This window comes from Pseudoalteromonas sp. T1lg21 (assembly GCF_002964625.1).
In the GTDB taxonomy this organism is placed as follows: Bacteria; Pseudomonadota; Gammaproteobacteria; order Enterobacterales; family Alteromonadaceae; genus Pseudoalteromonas; species Pseudoalteromonas gelatinilytica.
In genome coordinates, this window is the sequence record NZ_PQBX01000010.1 from 1 (window position 1) to 18,088 (window position 18,088).

Here is an 18,088-nt window from a genome sequence, read left to right on the forward strand (position 1 = left end):
AAGAAGGCATGGCACCCTAGGGTATAAAAGTCCCATGCAGTACGAACAATTTAATTAAACCCCGTGTCTACTTTATCGGGGTCAGATCAATTAGACTTCAATCACCGAGATTTTTTAAAATTTTTATTTAACACTATTCTAGGTTCTTCAACACGCTTTTCGTGGTGACAATTTAGTCAAGCAGAACCTAGAACATCTTTAATTACTTATCAGATTTATATTCGTAGTTGTAATAGCCGTAATAGCCGTATGCATTGCTTGCTTTACGAACTACACCATTAAATACAACACCTTTTACGTCTATACCGTTTTGTTCAAAGCGGTTACGAGTAAGTTCAATTTCACGTAAATGGTTTTGGCCAAAGCGTGTTACTAGTAATGTACTACCTGCATGGGCACTCACAATTGCGGGGTCGGTTACCGCTAAAATAGGTGGCGTATCAACAATAATAATGTCGTACTTGCCACTTACCTCTTCAACCATTTTGCTAAAGTTACTATGCATTAATAGCTCAGATGGGTTTGGTGGTATTTGACCTCGGGTGATTACATCTAACCCTTCAACTTGTGACTTTTTAGTCACTTCTTCAAGGTTTAAGCGGCCCGATAATAAATCACTTAAACCATCGTCCCATTTCATACCGAACTGAGTTTGCAAGTAACCTTTACGCATATCTGCATCGATAATCAGTACCTTTTTACCGCTTTGTGCAAGTACTGTTGCTAAGTTTACAGAGATAAATGATTTACCCACGCCAGGGCTTGGGCCAGATATTGCAATAATATTGTTTTTAGCTTCCATCATTGCAAAGTGTAAGCTGGTGCGCAGGCTGCGTAGCGCTTCTACTGATAAATCTGCAGGGTTATCTACCGCTAGTATAGACTTAGGTTTATCTTTAACTTTACGGGCACGGTTAAAGCCAGTGAGCTTATCTTGAAAGTCTGAATACGGTACCGATGCATAGACAGGTAAGCCAATGCTTTCGATCTCGGTTGGGTCTTCAACACCGCGGTGCATTGCTTTTTGAATTAACACAATAGCTACCGCTATAAAACCACCTAACATTGTTGCTACAACAGCAATAAGGGCTTTTTTAGGCTTAACTGGTTCTGTGGTATCTACCGCTGCTGCATCGACCACCCTTACATTACCTACAGTACCAGCGCGTACAATATCAAGCTCTTGTGTTTTACTAAGTAAAAGCATGTAAATTTCGTTGCCTACTTCTACATCGCGGGTTAAGCGCAATAGCTCTTGCTGTGTTTCTGGTAGGTTACCTACTTTAGACGTTAGCTGTTCTTTTTCTGCTTCGACCGCTTTAATTTGCTGTAACACACCTTGGTAGGCAGGGTGCTCACGCTTAAATTTACGGCTTAACTCTAAACGCTTAAGCTCTAGCTCTTGCAAAGTTGTGTCTAGTTCAACAATTTGCTCAAGCACACCTTGGGTTTCAAGGCTAATATTTACCGAGTTACGTTGCTTTTGATAATCGTTAAAACGTTGTTCCGACTCTTCAAGTTGCCTTTTTACTTCGGGTAATTGTACTTCTAAAAAGTCTAATGATTTTTTAGCTTCTGCACTATTACGTTCTACATTACGGCGCACATAAATTTCAGCTACTTTATCAAGCACTTTTTCTGCGTGCTCAGCACTTTTATGCTCATAGCCCATTGCTATAATGCCAGAGTCTTTACCTTTTTCACTCGCACCGATCTCTTGCTGTAACTCAACAATAGTTCTATAGCGATTTCTTTTAATTAGTATAAATTCAGTACCCGGACGAGCTGTTAGATCACGTACAGTTAACTCGTAATAACCTGCAATTTGCTCTTTACCTGCCACACCTTTTAAAACAGACTCACCGTCAGGGTTAAACAGCTCGTAAGTTTTATTTTCACCAATAACTAATACAAATTCTTCGCCTTCAAACGCTTTAGGTATATTAAATCTAAATACATTGATACTCTCACCGCCCCACGCATAACTGCTAAGGCCTAAGAAAGGTTCGGCAATGTCGCCTTCTGATTTTGCAACAAAGCTGCGAAATAGCTTACCACCAATAATTGGAAATAATTTAGGCTCTGCAATGATATCAAGCTTTAAAGTATCGACCGCTTCGCCAATTACCGAACGTGATTTTAACAGTTCTATTTCGGTTACGGCTTCGCTGCTGCTTTCAAACATACCTGCCATATCATCAAGACCAGGTACCGACGGGCTGCTCTCTTCAACTTGTACAAGTGCTGTTGCTTTATATATTGGTGTGCTTAATACCGCAACGGCTACACCAATAATGGCAAATACAGCGGTTACTAATACGATAAACCATTTACGGTCGAGTAACGCGCCTAGTAATGCGAGTAGATCTATTTCTTGCGATTGCGATTCTTGACTTCTATTTTGATTTTTACTTGCTGCTAATGCAGTGGGCTGAGCATTCATCTACTACCCTTTCCTTATAAATACTTTTGCCAAGCGCTACAAGCGCTATCGATTAATGCGTAAACGTGCTCAAAAGCCTCTTGGCTTTGACGGTATGGGTCAGGTATTTCTTTATCACCAACCCATTTACCTAGCAAAAATGTTTTACCACGCGCTTGCGGGTAGCGGGAACATAAGTCGTTTATATGACGTTGTTCCATCACTAAAATAACACTGTGCTGTGCAACAAGGGCTGAGGTTATTTGCCTTCCCTGATGCTCGCTCATATCAATACCATGTTGCGTTGCAATTTGCTGCGCTTGTGCATCTGCGTGCTTGCCTTCAAGGGCCGTTAAACCCGCTGAAGACACACTTACATTTTTGTCTTTTAATTTACTTTTTAATACATATTCGGCGGTTGGGCTTCGGCAAATGTTGCCGGCACATACAACCAATACAGAATCAAACATACAACTTAACCCCTAGTTTGACCCTGTTACATCATCAATTGCATTAACTGAACTAACTGATGGTAATAACAAGCTAATTACGCGGTTCCAACGTGCTAATGGTGCTGACGTTACGTATACAATATCGTGAGGCTGTAACTCAAACTGCTCAGCTAATACCAATGCTGCAACATTTTTTGCGTGCAGTTGGTATACATCAGCAATAATGCCATCAGTTTCTAAGCTGCGTTTACGTAATACAAATACACCATTTGCGTCAGCTGTATTTTCGTTTAAACCACCCGCGTCACTTAAAGCTTGTGCTAAATTTAAACCATAACGATTAACGCCCACTGTACCGGCGCGCTTTACATCACCTAGCACAAACACTTTTTGCATATCGTTACGATTAACATGCACAATATCGCCATGTTTTAACAGGCGGTTTTGTGAGATATCGCCATGTGCATAAAAGTCGTCAAGTTTAATAACTTCTGTTTTATCTCCACGCGTAAATGTAACTGTGCGCCAATCAGCTGAATCTGTTAAACCACCGGCTTGGTTTAGTGCATCAATTAAAGTTAGAGGCACTTCAGTTACAGGGAGCACACCTGGTTTGTTCACCTCACCAGTTACATAGGCTTTTTGGCTTCTAAAGCCAACAATTTTAATGTCTACTTGTGGATCTTCGATCACGCGGCTTAAGCGCTTAACAAGCTCTTTATGAACTTGTTGTACTGTTTTACCCGCTGCTTGAATATCTGGAGCGTAGGCAAAGGTAATTGTGCCGTCGGCTTGAACACGGAAGCCGTCGAACTCAGCGGTACGTTGTACTGCAGCAGGTATGGTTAATTCAGGATGATCCCATACGCCGATTGTGATTACATCGCCAACACCTAATTTGTATTGATAATCAGAGGTGTCGATGCCATCAAGGCTTGATGGTAACGATGGTTTCGTTTTACTTTGCTTTTGTTGGTTGATTAGAGAAGAGTCGATGATTTGAATATTTACTTTATCGAGCTCCTTCTCAAGGTTATCTATTTGTTCGCCCGATTCGATTCCTTCAAAATGGCTACCGGGGATGATTGTACAGCCAGTCATTGCTAGTAACGCAAATGACGTTACAATTGTTTTACAGCTTAGCGCCATTGTTATTTCCCAAATAATTATTCTTAAAACGTCCAGTTAAAATAAAACCACAACTGTTTATTTTTACGCTGCCTAATTAAAGCATGGCATTACAAGGTACGCAAGACTGAGTGTTTAGTAAACGCTCACTTGTGACAGGTTTTTGCAAAATAGTTAATGAATACTTCTAGGTTCTAGGTTCTAGGTTCTAGGTTCTAGGTTCTAGGTTCTAGGTTCTAGGTTCTAGGTTCTAGGTTCTAGGTTCTAGGTTCTAGGTTCTAGGTTCTTCAAGATTGTAAATCGTTGCTTGTGCGTGTTTGCAAGCGGTATCGCGTTATGAATACAGAGGCCAACTTCGCAGGAGGCGTTTTAACGCCGAACATTTTCAAACATTCACGGCTAAAGCTGTTCCTACGGGCTTCTCGCTTCTCGCTTCTCGCTTCTCGCTTCTCGCTTCTCGCTTCTCGCTTCTCGTAACATCTTAAAAGCAAAATTCTTTGCTTGTCTAGCCCTTTGGGCACGCTTCCGCCCCTAGGTTGCAGTTCCTACGTACTGATTTTATTATTATTTTTTACGTGTTAAAGCTTAATGCTTACACTGTAGGAGGCGTTTTAACGCCAATCATTTTAACCCTATTCACGGCTAAAGCCGTTCCTACGTTTTTGCTGTGCTGAATCACGACTTATAAACTGATTTCTTTATTCTCTACACTTACGGCGATTTGCTTATTCAACAAGTTAACTAATAGAATGCTACGCATGTCGCCGTCTGGCTCTTGGTAAATTGCTTGAACATTTTTAAATGACTCTGTGTTTAAATAAACAACGTCACCTGCTTTAGGTAACGTTGATGTTACCTCGCATAAAACACTCATAGATTTAAGCTGTGTAATTAACTGCTCTGGTACAATTTGAAATCTATGACCATAAGCAACAAAGCCACTTACACCACGAGTATTTTTTACCGCAGAAAAGTTACAGTTTTGAGAGTCTAGCTTTATGAATAAATAACTAGGAAAAAGAGGAGATGTACGAATTGATCGGCGACCCTTTACGATTCGCTCAATTTTATGTTCGGGAAAGAACACTTCAAAACCCTGGTTTTGAAGGTTAGCTTGAGCTCTTAGCTCTTGTTTTGATTTACAAAAAAGTAAGTACCAACTTTCCATAGCCACACCTAAAATACTCATTTTCCTTAAAACCAACCCTAAAGGATTGGTTTTTATGAGCCAGCGATTATACGCAGAGAATATAGGCGTGTCTATTACAAAGTTGTTATTACCCCTAGTGAGAACTAGTCACTACCAAACAGGTCTCTGGTGTATACTTTTTCTGCAACATCATCGAGCTCAGTTACCATTCTGTTGGCAATGATTACATCTGCAGATGACTTTAACTCAGCTAAGTCATGGGTCACTCTAGAGTTAAAGAACGTTGTTTCATGTAATTCAGGTTCATAAACTATTACTTCAACACCCTTAGCCTTAACTCGCTTCATAATGCCTTGAATTGCTGATGCTCTAAAGTTATCCGACCCAGCTTTCATAATAAGGCGATGAATACCTAAAACTTTCGGTTTTCTGGCAAGGATTGAATCTGCAATAAAGTCTTTACGAGTTGAATTTGCATCAACAATTGCGCGTATCATGTTGTTTGGCACGTCCTTGTAATTTGCTAATAACTGCTTGGTATCTTTAGGCAAGCAATAGCCACCATAACCAAAAGAAGGATTATTATAATGACCACCAATACGCGGATCTAAACTCACGCCTTCGATTATTTGTTTAGAATTTAAACCATGACTTTCTGCGTAGCTGTCAAGTTCATTAAAGTAAGCAACGCGCATAGCAAGGTAAGTATTTGAAAATAATTTAATGGCTTCTGCTTCGGTCGAATCAGTAAATAAAACTTCAATCCTTTCTTTTATAGCTCCTTGAGCTAGTAAGTTTGCAAATACTTCAGCACGCTCTGAACGTTCACCAACGATAATACGCGATGGGTGCAAATTGTCGTACAGCGCTTTACCTTCTCTTAAAAACTCAGGTGAGAAAATAATATTCTCTGTTTTAAACTTTTGTTTAATGCTTTCGGTAAAACCAACTGGTACCGTTGATTTGATAACCATTACAGCTTTTGGGTTTATTGCTAGTACATCCGCTATAACAGCTTCAACTGACCTTGTATTAAAGTAGTTAGTCTCTGGGTCATAATCGGTAGGTGTTGCAATGATTATAAAATCGGCATTTTGATAGGCCAATTGCTTATCTGAAGTTGCAGTAAAGTTTAGCTCCTTGTTAACAAGAAAATCTTCGATTTCTGCATCTGAAATTGGTGACTTCCCAGCATTCAGCAATGCAACTTTTTCTTCAACAATATCTAGAGCTACTACTATATTTCGCTGGGCTAACAACATAGCATTAGATAAACCAACATAACCGGTTCCAGCTATAGCAATTTTCATAAACTCATCCACTTTTTTTAAACTAAACTCAGATACTAAAAGATAACTCATAGTATGCAAAATGCATAATAGCGTATTTTAGATTTATCTCCCATATTATTTTCCATGTGAGAAAAACTAGTATCAATCACAATTTCAATATACATAAAGTTAACCCTATAACAAGTAAATCACCACAAATGTTAACAAACAATTAAAGATGTAATCAAATAACGAGAGTTTGATTTACTTTGTAACCAAGGTACATATTTAAATTGCAGTACAACTATTAATCACATATTGTTTTATTAAAAATCACTTAAGAAAAATTTAAAATGAAGCAAGTTATTGATGATATGTAGTGATTTAAAGTACAATTACTGTCTGAATTAAAAGTCTGTTCATTAATCCTTCAAACTAAAAAGAAAGTAGCGTGCGTAAAATTTTATCTAACTCCTTCATCTGTCACTTCCTAGGTTTATGCTTTGTAGCACTCATTGTTGCTGTTTTTTCTTTTGGTCAGCACGGGCAAGATTCTGTAAAAAACTCTGCAATTCTAATTAGTCTATGCTACTTGGTCACAGCATTTACATTACCGCTAATTGCTCGATTCTTATTAGTCGAGAGAAAGTACTACATTATTCCTATTATAGTTGCAGTGTATAGTATTGCACTTTTGATTATTGCGCTTTTTAGGATTGATTATTCTGTTGTTATTACTTTTATAGGTGCGGTGTCTAGTTTTAGCTGGTTATTCGCCACAGCTATATTAAGAACAGATCAGAAAAAGTTAACTTTGCATTTAATTGATAATTTTGACTACTCAGAATTAACAGCACACAAAAACCTTAATGTAATAGCTTTAAGCGAGCCATATAAAGAAGCAGATATCAAACATGGGCTTGTAGTAGACTTACATAAGGGGCTTTCAGCTTACCAAGAAAAATTTATTGCTGACTGTAGCCTTCACTCTATTCCCGTTTTTCATGCTGAAAGTATAAAAGAGATGATAAGTGGCAAGGTACAAATAAAGCACCTGTCAGAGAATTCAATCGGTACACTTCAACCTAATCCACTCTATCAACGTTTTAAAAGGGTTTGGGAGTCACTTATTATATTACTGACGTTACCTGCATCACTTTTAATTATGATAATCACGGCAATATTGATCCGTTTAGAGAGCCCAGGACCTGCTTTATTTACTCAAGAACGGGTTGGACAGTCAGGTAAAGTCTTCAAAATTTATAAGTTCAGAAGCATGACTGTAAAAGATGAATCAAACAGTGACAAATTTGCAACTGAAGAACAAGCTAGGATCACAAGAGTTGGCAAGTTCATTCGAAAGTTTCGTATTGATGAATTACCACAGTTTTTTAATGTTTTAAAAGGCGAGATGGCGTTAATTGGCCCAAGGCCAGAGCAAGAGTCTTTTGTTAAATTATTTGAGAATGATATTCCATTCTACGGCTATCGTCATATGGTAAAGCCAGGTATCACTGGATGGGCGCAGACAATCCATGGTTATGCTGATGATGAAGACTCGACAAAAGAGAAGCTAGCTTATGATCTTTATTATATAAAGCATTTATCACTTTGGCTGGACATAAACATTGTGTTTAAAACATTAAGAACTATGCTGACTGGGTTTGGAGCAAAGTAAGTTACTTTGCTCTCCTGAAAAGTTTTAGCGTCTATTTAATTTATATAAAATAAATAAGGCGCGGCTTGGTAAAAGCCTTGGGAATGATCTAATTAAGAAGTAGTACCAAGCTTTTGCTTTGTATTGAGGAAAAAGCTTAGTTTTAACTTTCGTTAAATTTGCTTCATATGTCACGTACTTAAAACCATTCCTTCTAGAAATCATAGCTTTACCTGTACGCGCTGCAACAAGAGGCTGTTGAATATTATAGCCTTTAAAACCTTTCTCAAGCATTCTTAACCATAAGTACCAATCTTCCATCAATGGCATATCTTGGTAGCTACCAGAATTAACCACAGCAGACTTTTTAAACATAATAGATACATGGTTAAAAGGGTTTTTGCCGATTGAAGATGACAAGATTTTTGGGTGATACTCTGGTACTTTTCTAACAGAAATAAGCTCTTCAGTTTCTGAGTCAATTTCGTCGATATTTGAACCGCAGATAGATAACTCAGGATCTGAAGCGAAAACCTCAAGCTGCCTAGCAAAGCGTTCAGGAAAACATATATCATCAGAATCCATTCTTGCGACCAGATCATAATTACAATGTTTCAGGCCATGTTTAAGTGCTAAACCTAAACCAACATTCTTTTCTAGCTGAACTTTGACTATATTAAGAGGAGGTTGCCACTGATCAATTACCTCATGTAGCTCCCTACTTATTGGCCCATCAATAACCAGAACAACTTCTGTTGCCTTATGAGTTTGTTTAAATAAGCTTGCTAAACATGCATCTAAATAAGCTGGCGTTTCTCTATGGTAGACAGACATTAATACAGAAAAATTCATCTTCAACCCTTTTCTACTAAATTTGAAACTTCAAGCAGGTTAGTAATTTTATTGAACTCACTCGATGAAATCGGTTGCTCTGAGAAGTAGTCACAGTTGACTAAGTAACTATGAATATATTTTTTCATTAGTTCATAATTAAAGTTTGTATAGATAGCACGACCCAACACAGTTAATGGTTTATTGTATATTAGCGCTTCTAAACCGACTGTAGAGTTAATAGTTACAATTTTATTTGCCTTCTTTATTAACTCTGTTGTGTTGGCATCAACTAGTTTAAAGTTTAACTCATCACGAAGTACTTGATACCTTTTAAGCATTTCAACATCAGTTTCTGCTGGGTGCACTTTAACATAAAGTTGGCAGTTTCTTTCAATGGCGATCTCAGCGGCTTTCCTTATCGCTTGTTCATTATTTACATCGCTATTAAGGATAAGCTGTGAATCAAAGCGAACCTGGGTTGGGAAAAACACATAATCAGTACTTAGATCATAGCTATCTGTTGATAAGCTTAAACTTTTCTTTGATTTAGATAAGCTCAAGGTTGTCATAATCTTAATAAATGGATTTATAAGATTCTCTTCTCTGAGCCCCTTACCAAGTAAAGAATAAAAGTAATCTCCAATATAAGCCTTTATAAATACACCTTTAAGCTTACCCTGTGGAATTGGCGATTGTTTGTATTCTTCGTATTCATGAATCCATTTTGAGTGAATATCATCTTCTACACTTGGGAGTTTTTCTAAAATACTCGGTGATTTATATAGTATCGATTTAGCATTTACACCTTGCGCATCAAATAAAACTTTGTTGGGTAAATTACTAATCTCAGAGAACATTGAGCCAATACCATGATCCGCAAAAAACTTCACAAATGCTTTCTGTGAAGCAGAATTACCATTAAAGACTAGCGCTAATCGAAACTGTTTAATCGGAAGGCTAAGCTTTTTAAGGTATTGCAAAACATTGCGGTAGATGAATTTAGCATGCTCCTGTGACTGAGTTCCACGGTGAACATAAGTAAGCTCTTGTGTATTAGATAAGCTTTCGGTTTCAGTTACATCACTTTCTTTACTAATTAAAAATACAAACTGACAATGCTTACTGAGAAAGTTATATACTGAATGTTTAGTTGTGAAGAAGTAACTCTCCTCCTGGCTTGCTTGCGCTAACCTCAAGAAGAAAGTTGCTCGCTCATAATTATCTACATAAATAGCTATCATAAAAAACTCTATAAACGCCCTACTGCTGGAGGGGCTTTCTCATACTCTTTGTGGAGCAACTCAACCACATTCAAGGATAATGTTTCAGGCGTAAGTGACTTTGAAGACAATACACCAAATACAATTATGTTTTGTGGTAAGGCAAAAATTAAAAATAACGAAAGGTAAATAAATAGCCTATTAACTTTATTTCTGTAGCTTTGGATACCTAAAAGCACTATTGGCAAGAAGAAAAATAAGCCAAAGTATATATACCTTTCATTAAGTGTTCTTGAGAAAACTGCCAAAAAAGCAATTGGCATGATATAAAAAGCGGTATTATACAGCCGACCAATTACTAATAACAATTTTTGATTGGAGAATATTCTTTCACTATCTAAGTTATAAAAGCATTTTTTTATTCTAATCATACAGAATATTAAAATAGAAAACTTCAAAAAAGCTATAATAAAAAATTCAAAATCCCTTCGTTCAACATATTGGCTCCACGGACCTGTTAAGAAAAATACTAGCTTATTTTGAATGTGGACAATAAAGGAGCCAATAAAACTTAATGGCAATAAAGTAAACATAACAATAACTGAAAATGCAGAAATTGAGAGTAAGGTTTTATATTTGTAAAAACGACTGAAAAGTAGTGCAGGGAGCATCATCGCTGAATACAAAATCGCTGCAGGATGAACCAGTGGGGCCAGTACTAAGATTAACAACGAGCGCTTCTTTTTATCTACACAAAACAAGTACAGTGCTAGATATACAAGAGTAAATGAAAACATTGACTCATAATTGCCAATTGCAGTACTTGGATATAAAAGCACAACCAAAATAAAAGCTAATATAAAATCAACTTTTCTTCTTTTTGAAAAGATATCAACAAACCTTAAACTCACAAATAAGATAGTAAAGAAGTTGATGAACAGCGTGATCCCTGTATAGAGCTGAGGTTCAAATCCAAAAAAAGAAATAAACTGAAATATTAGATAACGATAAAGCTTGCCTAACACTAAGATATTTATATCTGGCTGATAAAAAGTTAAGTAATACCTAGAGTAATCCCCGATGTATGAAACGGGATCCATTGCCATTCCGTAAAAGAGGAAAAATAGCGAAAAAACAAACGCTATAAAAATATAGTTTCTTCTATTTAAGAAAAATATCGAAAAAAACGATATAAACAATGATGTCTGTACTGGAGAGAAAAAAAGAGCAACTAAGTAAAGTACACTCCCCAGAACAAAAAAATGCTTACTTTTTGAGTACATAAGAACTAACAGCTTTAAATAAAAGCAACTCGAATGTGTTTAAGTCGTCAACTGGAGCAATACTTCTACATTTACTGTAGAGGGATATCCTATTTTTAAGCATATACCAGCTTTGTTTAGGTGTAAGGGTATATTTATCTTTTATGTAACTATTGAACAAACAAAAGGCCTTATAAGCACGTAAATGCTGCTCAGCTGTTTTCAAATCTGTAATTTGACCTTGACCATGGTCTTTGTTCCAAATAGCAACTTGCTCATCAATGAAGAGTACTTTAAATTTTTTTATTAGCTCTAGGTGAAGCTGAGTATCTTGAAACTTAGGTAACTTTTCATAAAATTCTAAAGTATTAAAAACACTTCTTCTGATCAGAGAGCCATTAGTATGTAGCCCACCTATCGAAAAAAAATCTGTAACCTTTTTTTCATGCTGTAGTGATTTTCGCTCTGTACTGCCAAGCACTTTACCGAAGATCGCATGCATTTCAGGGTATTTATCAAAATAACAAAGCAGCTGTTTTATCTTATCCTTACTATATGTATCATCGTCATCAAGGAAGCAGACAAACTGACCTTTTGAAGCTTTAACACCAATGTTACGTGAAGCTCCCCCTCCCATCCTCTTGCTATTGTGGATTAAAGTAATTGGTAATGAGTACTCACTTTTATCAACCACAACTTTTGAATCTGAACAGTCATCAACGATTATCAGCTCAACATTACTATAGCTTTGCTCTTCTACAGATTTTATTGCATTGCCTAGCATCCCACTTCTATTTAGAGTAGGTACAATCACGCTTATTAATGGTTTATTTTGCATTTGCTAGGCTCTTTCTCTGTAATGTTTGCCGGTAAAAAACGCAAGAGATGTATATTTTAGTTTTTGCACATCTTTTGACGAAATCGTTTGGTAGGCAAGTCTAAATATGTAATATAAAGATTTAGCTAACGGGAAATAGTATCGCCATTGAAGCCCTACATCATAACAACGTTCTTTTTTTCTGAAGTCTGTTACCGCTTTCTCCTCAGTCTCTAATCTAGATAACGAGTGCTCTATATAACTTAATAGCTGGATATCTTTGTTAAAATTTAGCTGTTTAATTCGATAGAAAAATGTTGTATCAATTCCATATAGATAAAATTTTTCATCGAAAATATCACCAAATTTACTTTTTATTGCTTCTAGCTTTTTGCATCCAACGGCAAGCCCACTACCGATACTTAATATAAAATCACCATCTTTAAGTACCTTATAATCTTCACCAATAACTTTGCCATTTACCTTTGGAGCTTCGATTTTATTGTAAGACTTGATAAAAGGAACACCGATACTAGAGCTGTCTGTTTTGAATAGTGACTCAAGGTAGTTTTCGCCTACAACTGAATCATCATCCAAGAAGACAAAAACATTTGCTCTAACCATTGAACTAAACTGATTATAAACACTTGATAATTTTATATTATTTAGCGTTTCAACAATTTTTATATCGAAAGGCTCTTCATCAACAGAATGAGTCGCTTGCTCTGAGAACTTTTTAGGCCCATTATTCCAAAGCACAATTTGGCAGTTTGTTTCAGGTTTTAAACTAGCCAACAAACTATTCAAGGTCTTAGATTCATAGATATCTTTTTTATAATAAAGAATTAAAATAGCAAAGTCGTAATCCACTAAAGCACCTTATATATATAAAACATCACAGCTGATGAAACTAACATTGGTAGCATTTTGAAGAAAAATTTACCAAGGGACTCCTTAAAAACACAAAGGTATAAAATTATATAAACTTGAAAAAAGTTTATATAAATAGCAATAACTAGCATTTCACAAATTGCGTTAAGACTTTGTAGATATACCCCGTAAACTATCGCTGAAATCATGGTGAAAGAAGAGAGTAAGCCACTTACAAACAATAGCTTTACTCTATTTAAGGCTTGAAAAAAGCCCCCACTTGTTGATGAAACCACTTGCGCAGGAATTGAAATAGCCAGTATAGCAAGAATCGGACTTACACTTTGCCAATCATCACCAAGCAAGATCGTCACGATTAAATCTGAAAAGGTAAAAATTCCAACCGAAACCAAAACCCCTAAAAGTGACAACTTGAATGTAAAATCTCGATGAATTGACTCGACCTTTGCTATGTCTGCTTTGTGCTTTCGTAAGTATGGCTGAATCGCAGGAGCCATAGAAAACGTCAGAAGCATTAAAGGGTATCGCATCAATTGATAAGATTTATCATAAATACCTAAGTAAAAAGGCCCCAAATATTTACCAATTAGTAAGCTATCAAGATTCCTAGAAAAGAAGTTTATGAAGTTAAAGCTAAATTGATACAGTGAAAAGCCAAATAAAGGCTTAATAGCTGAAAGCTTGCTGCCAACCCTTGGGCGACCAAATTCATTTTGAGCTGAAAAGTAATATAGACAAATAAAGTTAACTAATGAACTCACTGCATATTTAGATGCTAATGCGCTTATCTCTGATGTATATGAAAATAGTATTACTGTCGTTATAGTTGATAAAACTTCGGCGGCAACACCGGCATTAGCTATTCTAAAATGAGACTGCTGTCTGAGTAATAATGCATTTGGTAGTATTGAAGCTGAAAATAAAAATATTGCTACAGCCAAGTAAGGAATCACTTTACCAATAGCATCTTCGTTATAAAAAGCCACAATTACATCAGACATAGCTAAGAATGCTGTGCCTAATACTACTCCTAATAAAAGCGTAACTGAGAATACTCCATCACGCTCTTTGCTATCGAAGCTATCAAGATTAATAACGGCTGGTCCAAGCCCTGCCTCAGAGAACAATTTGAAGAAGATGTAGACTACGAATACAGAAGCAATAACACCATAAACATTAGGTGAAAACATCCTCGCAAGGATCATTAATGATACTAAGTTGCAAAGATAAACCGAATAACGGCCAGCCATACTACGAGCTACAGCTGAGTATAATCCTTTGTTAATGATCATTTTGAGTTACTTTTAAAAAAGTACCTTACTATGAAAAATAGAATAGCGCCAGTTAAGCCTAAAAATGTTAGCGCTATACATATAAGTGCTCTTCTTGGTTGGCTTTTTTCTTCTGGAACAATTGCCGGATCAACAGTTTTAAAGACATACTCATCTCTAATTTCAGAAAACATGATCGTTTTTGTTTGTTCTTCGATTAAATCAAATAAAACAGACTTAATTTCTGCAACTGATGTTTTCTCAATTTGCTGAGTCAGAAATTGCATGCTTTTACCAGCTTCACTAACATCACGCTCTTTCATCTCGCTGTTTATATCCTCAACAAGATAATCGACCCATTTCTTTGCTACAACTGGTGACAGGTGTTCGATACTAATAGTAATCAAACCGGTATCATCATCTTTTTTAATATCAAACGCTTTCTTAAATGCTTTGGTTGCTTCTTGAATCGATGGTTTTGGCTTCTTAGGAAATTTAACCTTTCTTACCCACTCGCGTTTATCAACATCATAAAGATCGGGATCTAAAACTAATGTATTTGAGCTTTGCTCCCATTTATCGACAGCCATTAACTCAACAAGTATGTCCCGCTTGGTAATGAACTCACCAATAAACTTTCTTGATTGAATAATTTCAAACGCTAAATCTGATGAAGTTGACGAGCTGCTTCCTACGTTAATTCCAGCTAAGCTAGCAAGCCCACCAAACTGGCTTGCTAGTGCAGAAACACCACCTTCCGCTTTATTCTCTGCAGGTACGACAAGCGCTTCAGAGGTATATTTGTTTGGTAATGAAATTGCAATTATTACAGAGATGACAGCAAACAAGCCTGCAACCAAAATTATCCAAAGCTTCTTACTCCAGACATAACTACATAACTCTCTAAAGTCTACTTCTTCTCTTTCAAAGAACTGTTCTAATTCAGACATATTCTCTTTCATTTGGAATTTACACCTAAACTTGGCTGTTATTGATCTTATTGCTAAATACTACTAATTGCAGCTAACGCTACACCTAACTGATAAACAATCTGCGTTGCTGTGCTCCACAGAGTTAGGTTATCCATGTAGTCAGAGTTCATAGGTACAACTATCGTATCGCCAGCCTCTAATAGCTTAGAGTCATTCACCGCGAACCAAGTACCCGCATTTGGTATGGTTACAGAACCATTTGCTTTAATGATGTAAATTCTGTCTTCGTCCGCACGCTCTTTTAGACCACCACTTAGGTCAATATATTGATCGACACTCACTCCAGGCTTATATAAATGCGACGTGGTGTAATTGACTTCACCAATTACACTGATTGAGTCTCGTAGACTCGGAACATAAAGCGTATCACCATTTTGTAACACTAGATTTTGTTTATTCTCTGCAATGAGAGGTAAGTCAATGACTAAACGGCCTACAGCTTCAACATTTGCCAAATCAAGTAATAGCTTATTCATTTCATCATAAGAAAGTCGCGTGCTACTAACTGATTTTTCGAAGCTTTTCGTTGCAATATCTCTTCGTAAATCTTCCGCGAGCTTAGCTAATTGCTTTTGCTCTTGTTGACGAATCGACTCACGTGTAAAAATGGCAGCATCTGGTTCTGCAAATTCAGAGAAGCCACCAGCTCGTTCTAATAAATTAGTTAATGTTTCTCCACGACGAATGGTATAAATACCAGGGAATTTAACTTCACCTTTGAGCTCAACCTTTACATTTTCTTGCCAATTAGGAATTGAGAAAATATTAATGCTATCCTTGCTTCTCAGAGCTTTGTTTTCCGCAATTTCACCAACCATAGCCTGAGCTAAGTTAAACTTAATATGCTCAACTTTAGAGCCTTCACCTGCAACAACACGAGTTATTTCAGCTTGCTCAGTGTAAGCAGACTCTAATAAGCCTCCAGCTGCCGCAATAAGCTCATTGACTTCACTACCTACAGTTAATGGATAAATACCGGGATATGTGACATGACCATTGATTTCAACTAGTTGCATTGCCTTTTGCACAGAAGCTTGTTGCTTTAATTTAGCAATAATAGGCTTTAACAAAGTGTATCGGCTAAATGCAGCGTAATCTTCAGGCTTTAATTCTTGCTCTTCTTCTTTTGCTTTTCTTTTTGAAATCTCAGCAATGCTAAGCTCTTTCTCTTCTTCTTTGAATGGATCTTCTGGTTTTAAAACACCTACGTACCTTTCAAACTCTTTTCTTTGATACTCATGCCATTGCTTAACTTTAATCTGCTGTTGTTGCTGCTCAACAGTTAAAGCCATATTAGCAAGTGCAGACTCTTCTGCCTGCTTTTCCTGGTAACGACTAAACACAAATAGCTTGTCGTTAGCTTTAAGCTCTAAATCATGTTCAGCGGTTTTAACAATGGCTTGTGCAATATCAAATTGAAACACTTCAATATCGCCCGCGATGTTAATTTCTCGCACAAGTAAGCCATAACCCAAGTCAGCTTGAGGCAGTAAATCACCACGCACTGAAGTTAAAACGTCAGAAATATGCTTCCCCTCAAACCACTGATAATGGCCAGGACGAGCTACAGCACCAATTAAGCTAATACTGTTTTGATACTGGAAGCTTACAGGATTAAAACGAATACGGTCGCCATCTCGAGGAATATAATTAATTTGATTACCACTAAAGTCCACTGATAACACTTCTTTCATATTATTGTTATTGAAGCGTTCAACAATTGCTTTTTTAGCATAAGCTTGCGGTTTTAAACCACCCGCCATTTTTAATAACTGTGCGGCTGTTTCACCTTTTTTTAGCTCAAAAATAGCAGGACGTTTCACTAAGCCTTCAACAGCGACTTGAGAACCCACTGATGGGATAAACACAACATCACCCGGCTTTAAGATGATATCGTTGCTGCTATCACCATTGATTAGTAGATCGTACAAGTCAAAATTTGCGACAACTTTACCAGCGCGTTTTATTTGAATATTTCGTAAAGAGGCAATATCTGATACCCCACCACTTACGAAAAGTGCATGTGAAACTGTCGCAAGAGAAGAAACACTATAGCTGCCTGGCTTATACGCTTCACCCAAAACCAAGATACGAATACTACGTAGCCTACCAACAGACACAAACGCTTTAACACCGATAACTTCTTGCTCAACTTTAGCTTTAATAAGCTCTTTGACTTCCATAAAAGTTAAACCAGCTACCTGCACAGGGCTCAAGTTCGGTATATTAATGCGGCCTTCACGATCTACAATTAAATCATAACTTTCACTTTCTTTACCGTAAAAGTTAATATTTAACTCATCACCACGACCTATTAAATAGGTATCAGGAACAGCTGCATTCTCGGTAGGCATAAATGAAGTAGGCTCACCGGCGAAGATATCATAACCGAAAGGCTCTACTTCACTTTCTTTCGGGGCGAAACGCTCTTCATCTGTTAGTTGCTCTTCCTCTTTCTCGAGTCGCGGTTGGATTGTAGATTCAACTTCAAGTGATTCTTCACTGGTTGCTTTGCCAGTGATAGTTGATAGATCAACACCATATTGCCTTGCAAGTGCTTCTTGTTGAGCCTTTGGAAGCTTTTTGAATTGCTCTATTTGAGCTGCAGAAGGAGTAAATGCAAGTACCGATGAAGTGGTTAGAAACAAAAAAGTAAGGAATAATCTTTTAAATAACATCACAAGTAGGTATATCCATAGTTCTACAGTCAAAAAGATTGTG

The 18,088-nt window shown here is 37.0% G+C and carries 14 protein-coding genes; 1 reads left to right on the top strand and 13 read right to left on the bottom strand.

The window, feature by feature from the left end; genetic code table 11:
• Positions 1-202 precede the first annotated feature (202 nt).
• From C2M25_RS05490 to C2M25_RS05515, 5 genes are all read right to left on the bottom strand, one after another.
• Entirely contained in the window at positions 203-2,443 is a 2,241-nt protein-coding gene (locus tag C2M25_RS05490; RefSeq protein WP_105180637.1) for a polysaccharide biosynthesis tyrosine autokinase, read from the bottom strand.
• Between the two features lie 14 nt (positions 2,444-2,457).
• Entirely contained in the window at positions 2,458-2,892 is a 435-nt protein-coding gene (locus tag C2M25_RS05495; RefSeq protein ID WP_105180638.1) for a low molecular weight protein-tyrosine-phosphatase, read from the bottom strand.
• Positions 2,893-2,904: 12 nt separating this feature from the next.
• Complete coding sequence (locus C2M25_RS05500; RefSeq protein ID WP_105180639.1) at positions 2,905-4,023, bottom strand: polysaccharide export protein; 1,119 nt, start codon at positions 4,021-4,023, stop codon at positions 2,905-2,907.
• 661 nt (positions 4,024-4,684) lie between these two features.
• Positions 4,685-5,170: a transcription/translation regulatory transformer protein RfaH gene (gene rfaH / locus C2M25_RS05510; protein WP_105180703.1), complete on the bottom strand. Its 486-nt coding sequence runs from the start codon at positions 5,168-5,170 to the stop codon at positions 4,685-4,687.
• A 125-nt stretch (positions 5,171-5,295) separates the two neighbouring features.
• Positions 5,296-6,462, bottom strand: a complete 1,167-nt coding sequence (locus C2M25_RS05515; protein ID WP_105180704.1) for a nucleotide sugar dehydrogenase — start codon at positions 6,460-6,462, stop codon at positions 5,296-5,298.
• Positions 6,463-6,874: 412 nt separating this feature from the next.
• On the opposite strand from C2M25_RS05515, the gene C2M25_RS05520 reads away from it, so the two are divergent.
• On the top strand, positions 6,875-8,101 hold the full coding sequence (locus C2M25_RS05520; RefSeq protein ID WP_105180641.1) for an exopolysaccharide biosynthesis polyprenyl glycosylphosphotransferase: 1,227 nt from the start codon (positions 6,875-6,877) through the stop codon (positions 8,099-8,101).
• A gap of 24 nt (positions 8,102-8,125) precedes the next feature.
• On the opposite strand, the gene C2M25_RS05525 is transcribed toward C2M25_RS05520, so the two are convergent.
• The 8 genes from C2M25_RS05525 to C2M25_RS05560 form a co-directional block, all read right to left on the bottom strand.
• Complete coding sequence (locus C2M25_RS05525; RefSeq protein ID WP_105180642.1) at positions 8,126-8,932, bottom strand: glycosyltransferase; 807 nt, start codon at positions 8,930-8,932, stop codon at positions 8,126-8,128.
• A 2-nt stretch (positions 8,933-8,934) separates the two neighbouring features.
• The gene (locus C2M25_RS05530; protein WP_105180643.1) at positions 8,935-10,155 is read right to left on the bottom strand and encodes a capsular polysaccharide export protein, LipB/KpsS family; all 1,221 of its coding nucleotides are present in this window, start codon (positions 10,153-10,155) and stop codon (positions 8,935-8,937) included.
• An 8-nt stretch (positions 10,156-10,163) separates the two neighbouring features.
• On the bottom strand, positions 10,164-11,234 hold the full coding sequence (locus C2M25_RS05535) for a hypothetical protein (protein WP_158679682.1): 1,071 nt from the start codon (positions 11,232-11,234) through the stop codon (positions 10,164-10,166).
• A gap of 166 nt (positions 11,235-11,400) precedes the next feature.
• Complete coding sequence (locus tag C2M25_RS05540) at positions 11,401-12,234, bottom strand: glycosyltransferase family 2 protein (RefSeq protein WP_105180645.1); 834 nt, start codon at positions 12,232-12,234, stop codon at positions 11,401-11,403.
• Between the two features lie 3 nt (positions 12,235-12,237).
• Positions 12,238-13,083, bottom strand: a complete 846-nt coding sequence (locus tag C2M25_RS05545; protein ID WP_105180646.1) for a glycosyltransferase — start codon at positions 13,081-13,083, stop codon at positions 12,238-12,240.
• Positions 13,083-14,396 (bottom strand): oligosaccharide flippase family protein, encoded by a 1,314-nt coding sequence (locus C2M25_RS05550; RefSeq protein ID WP_105180647.1) that lies wholly within the window; start codon positions 14,394-14,396, stop codon positions 13,083-13,085. Before C2M25_RS05550 ends, C2M25_RS05545 begins: the two co-directional genes overlap by 1 nt.
• A complete protein-coding gene (locus C2M25_RS05555; RefSeq protein WP_234003539.1) occupies positions 14,393-15,325 on the bottom strand; it encodes a Wzz/FepE/Etk N-terminal domain-containing protein in 933 nt (310 codons plus the stop codon). Before C2M25_RS05555 ends, C2M25_RS05550 begins: the two co-directional genes overlap by 4 nt.
• 53 nt (positions 15,326-15,378) lie before the next feature.
• Positions 15,379-18,045, bottom strand: coding sequence for an SLBB domain-containing protein (locus C2M25_RS05560; protein WP_105180649.1), 2,667 nt, complete (start codon positions 18,043-18,045; stop codon positions 15,379-15,381).
• Positions 18,046-18,088: the final 43 nt, after the last annotated feature.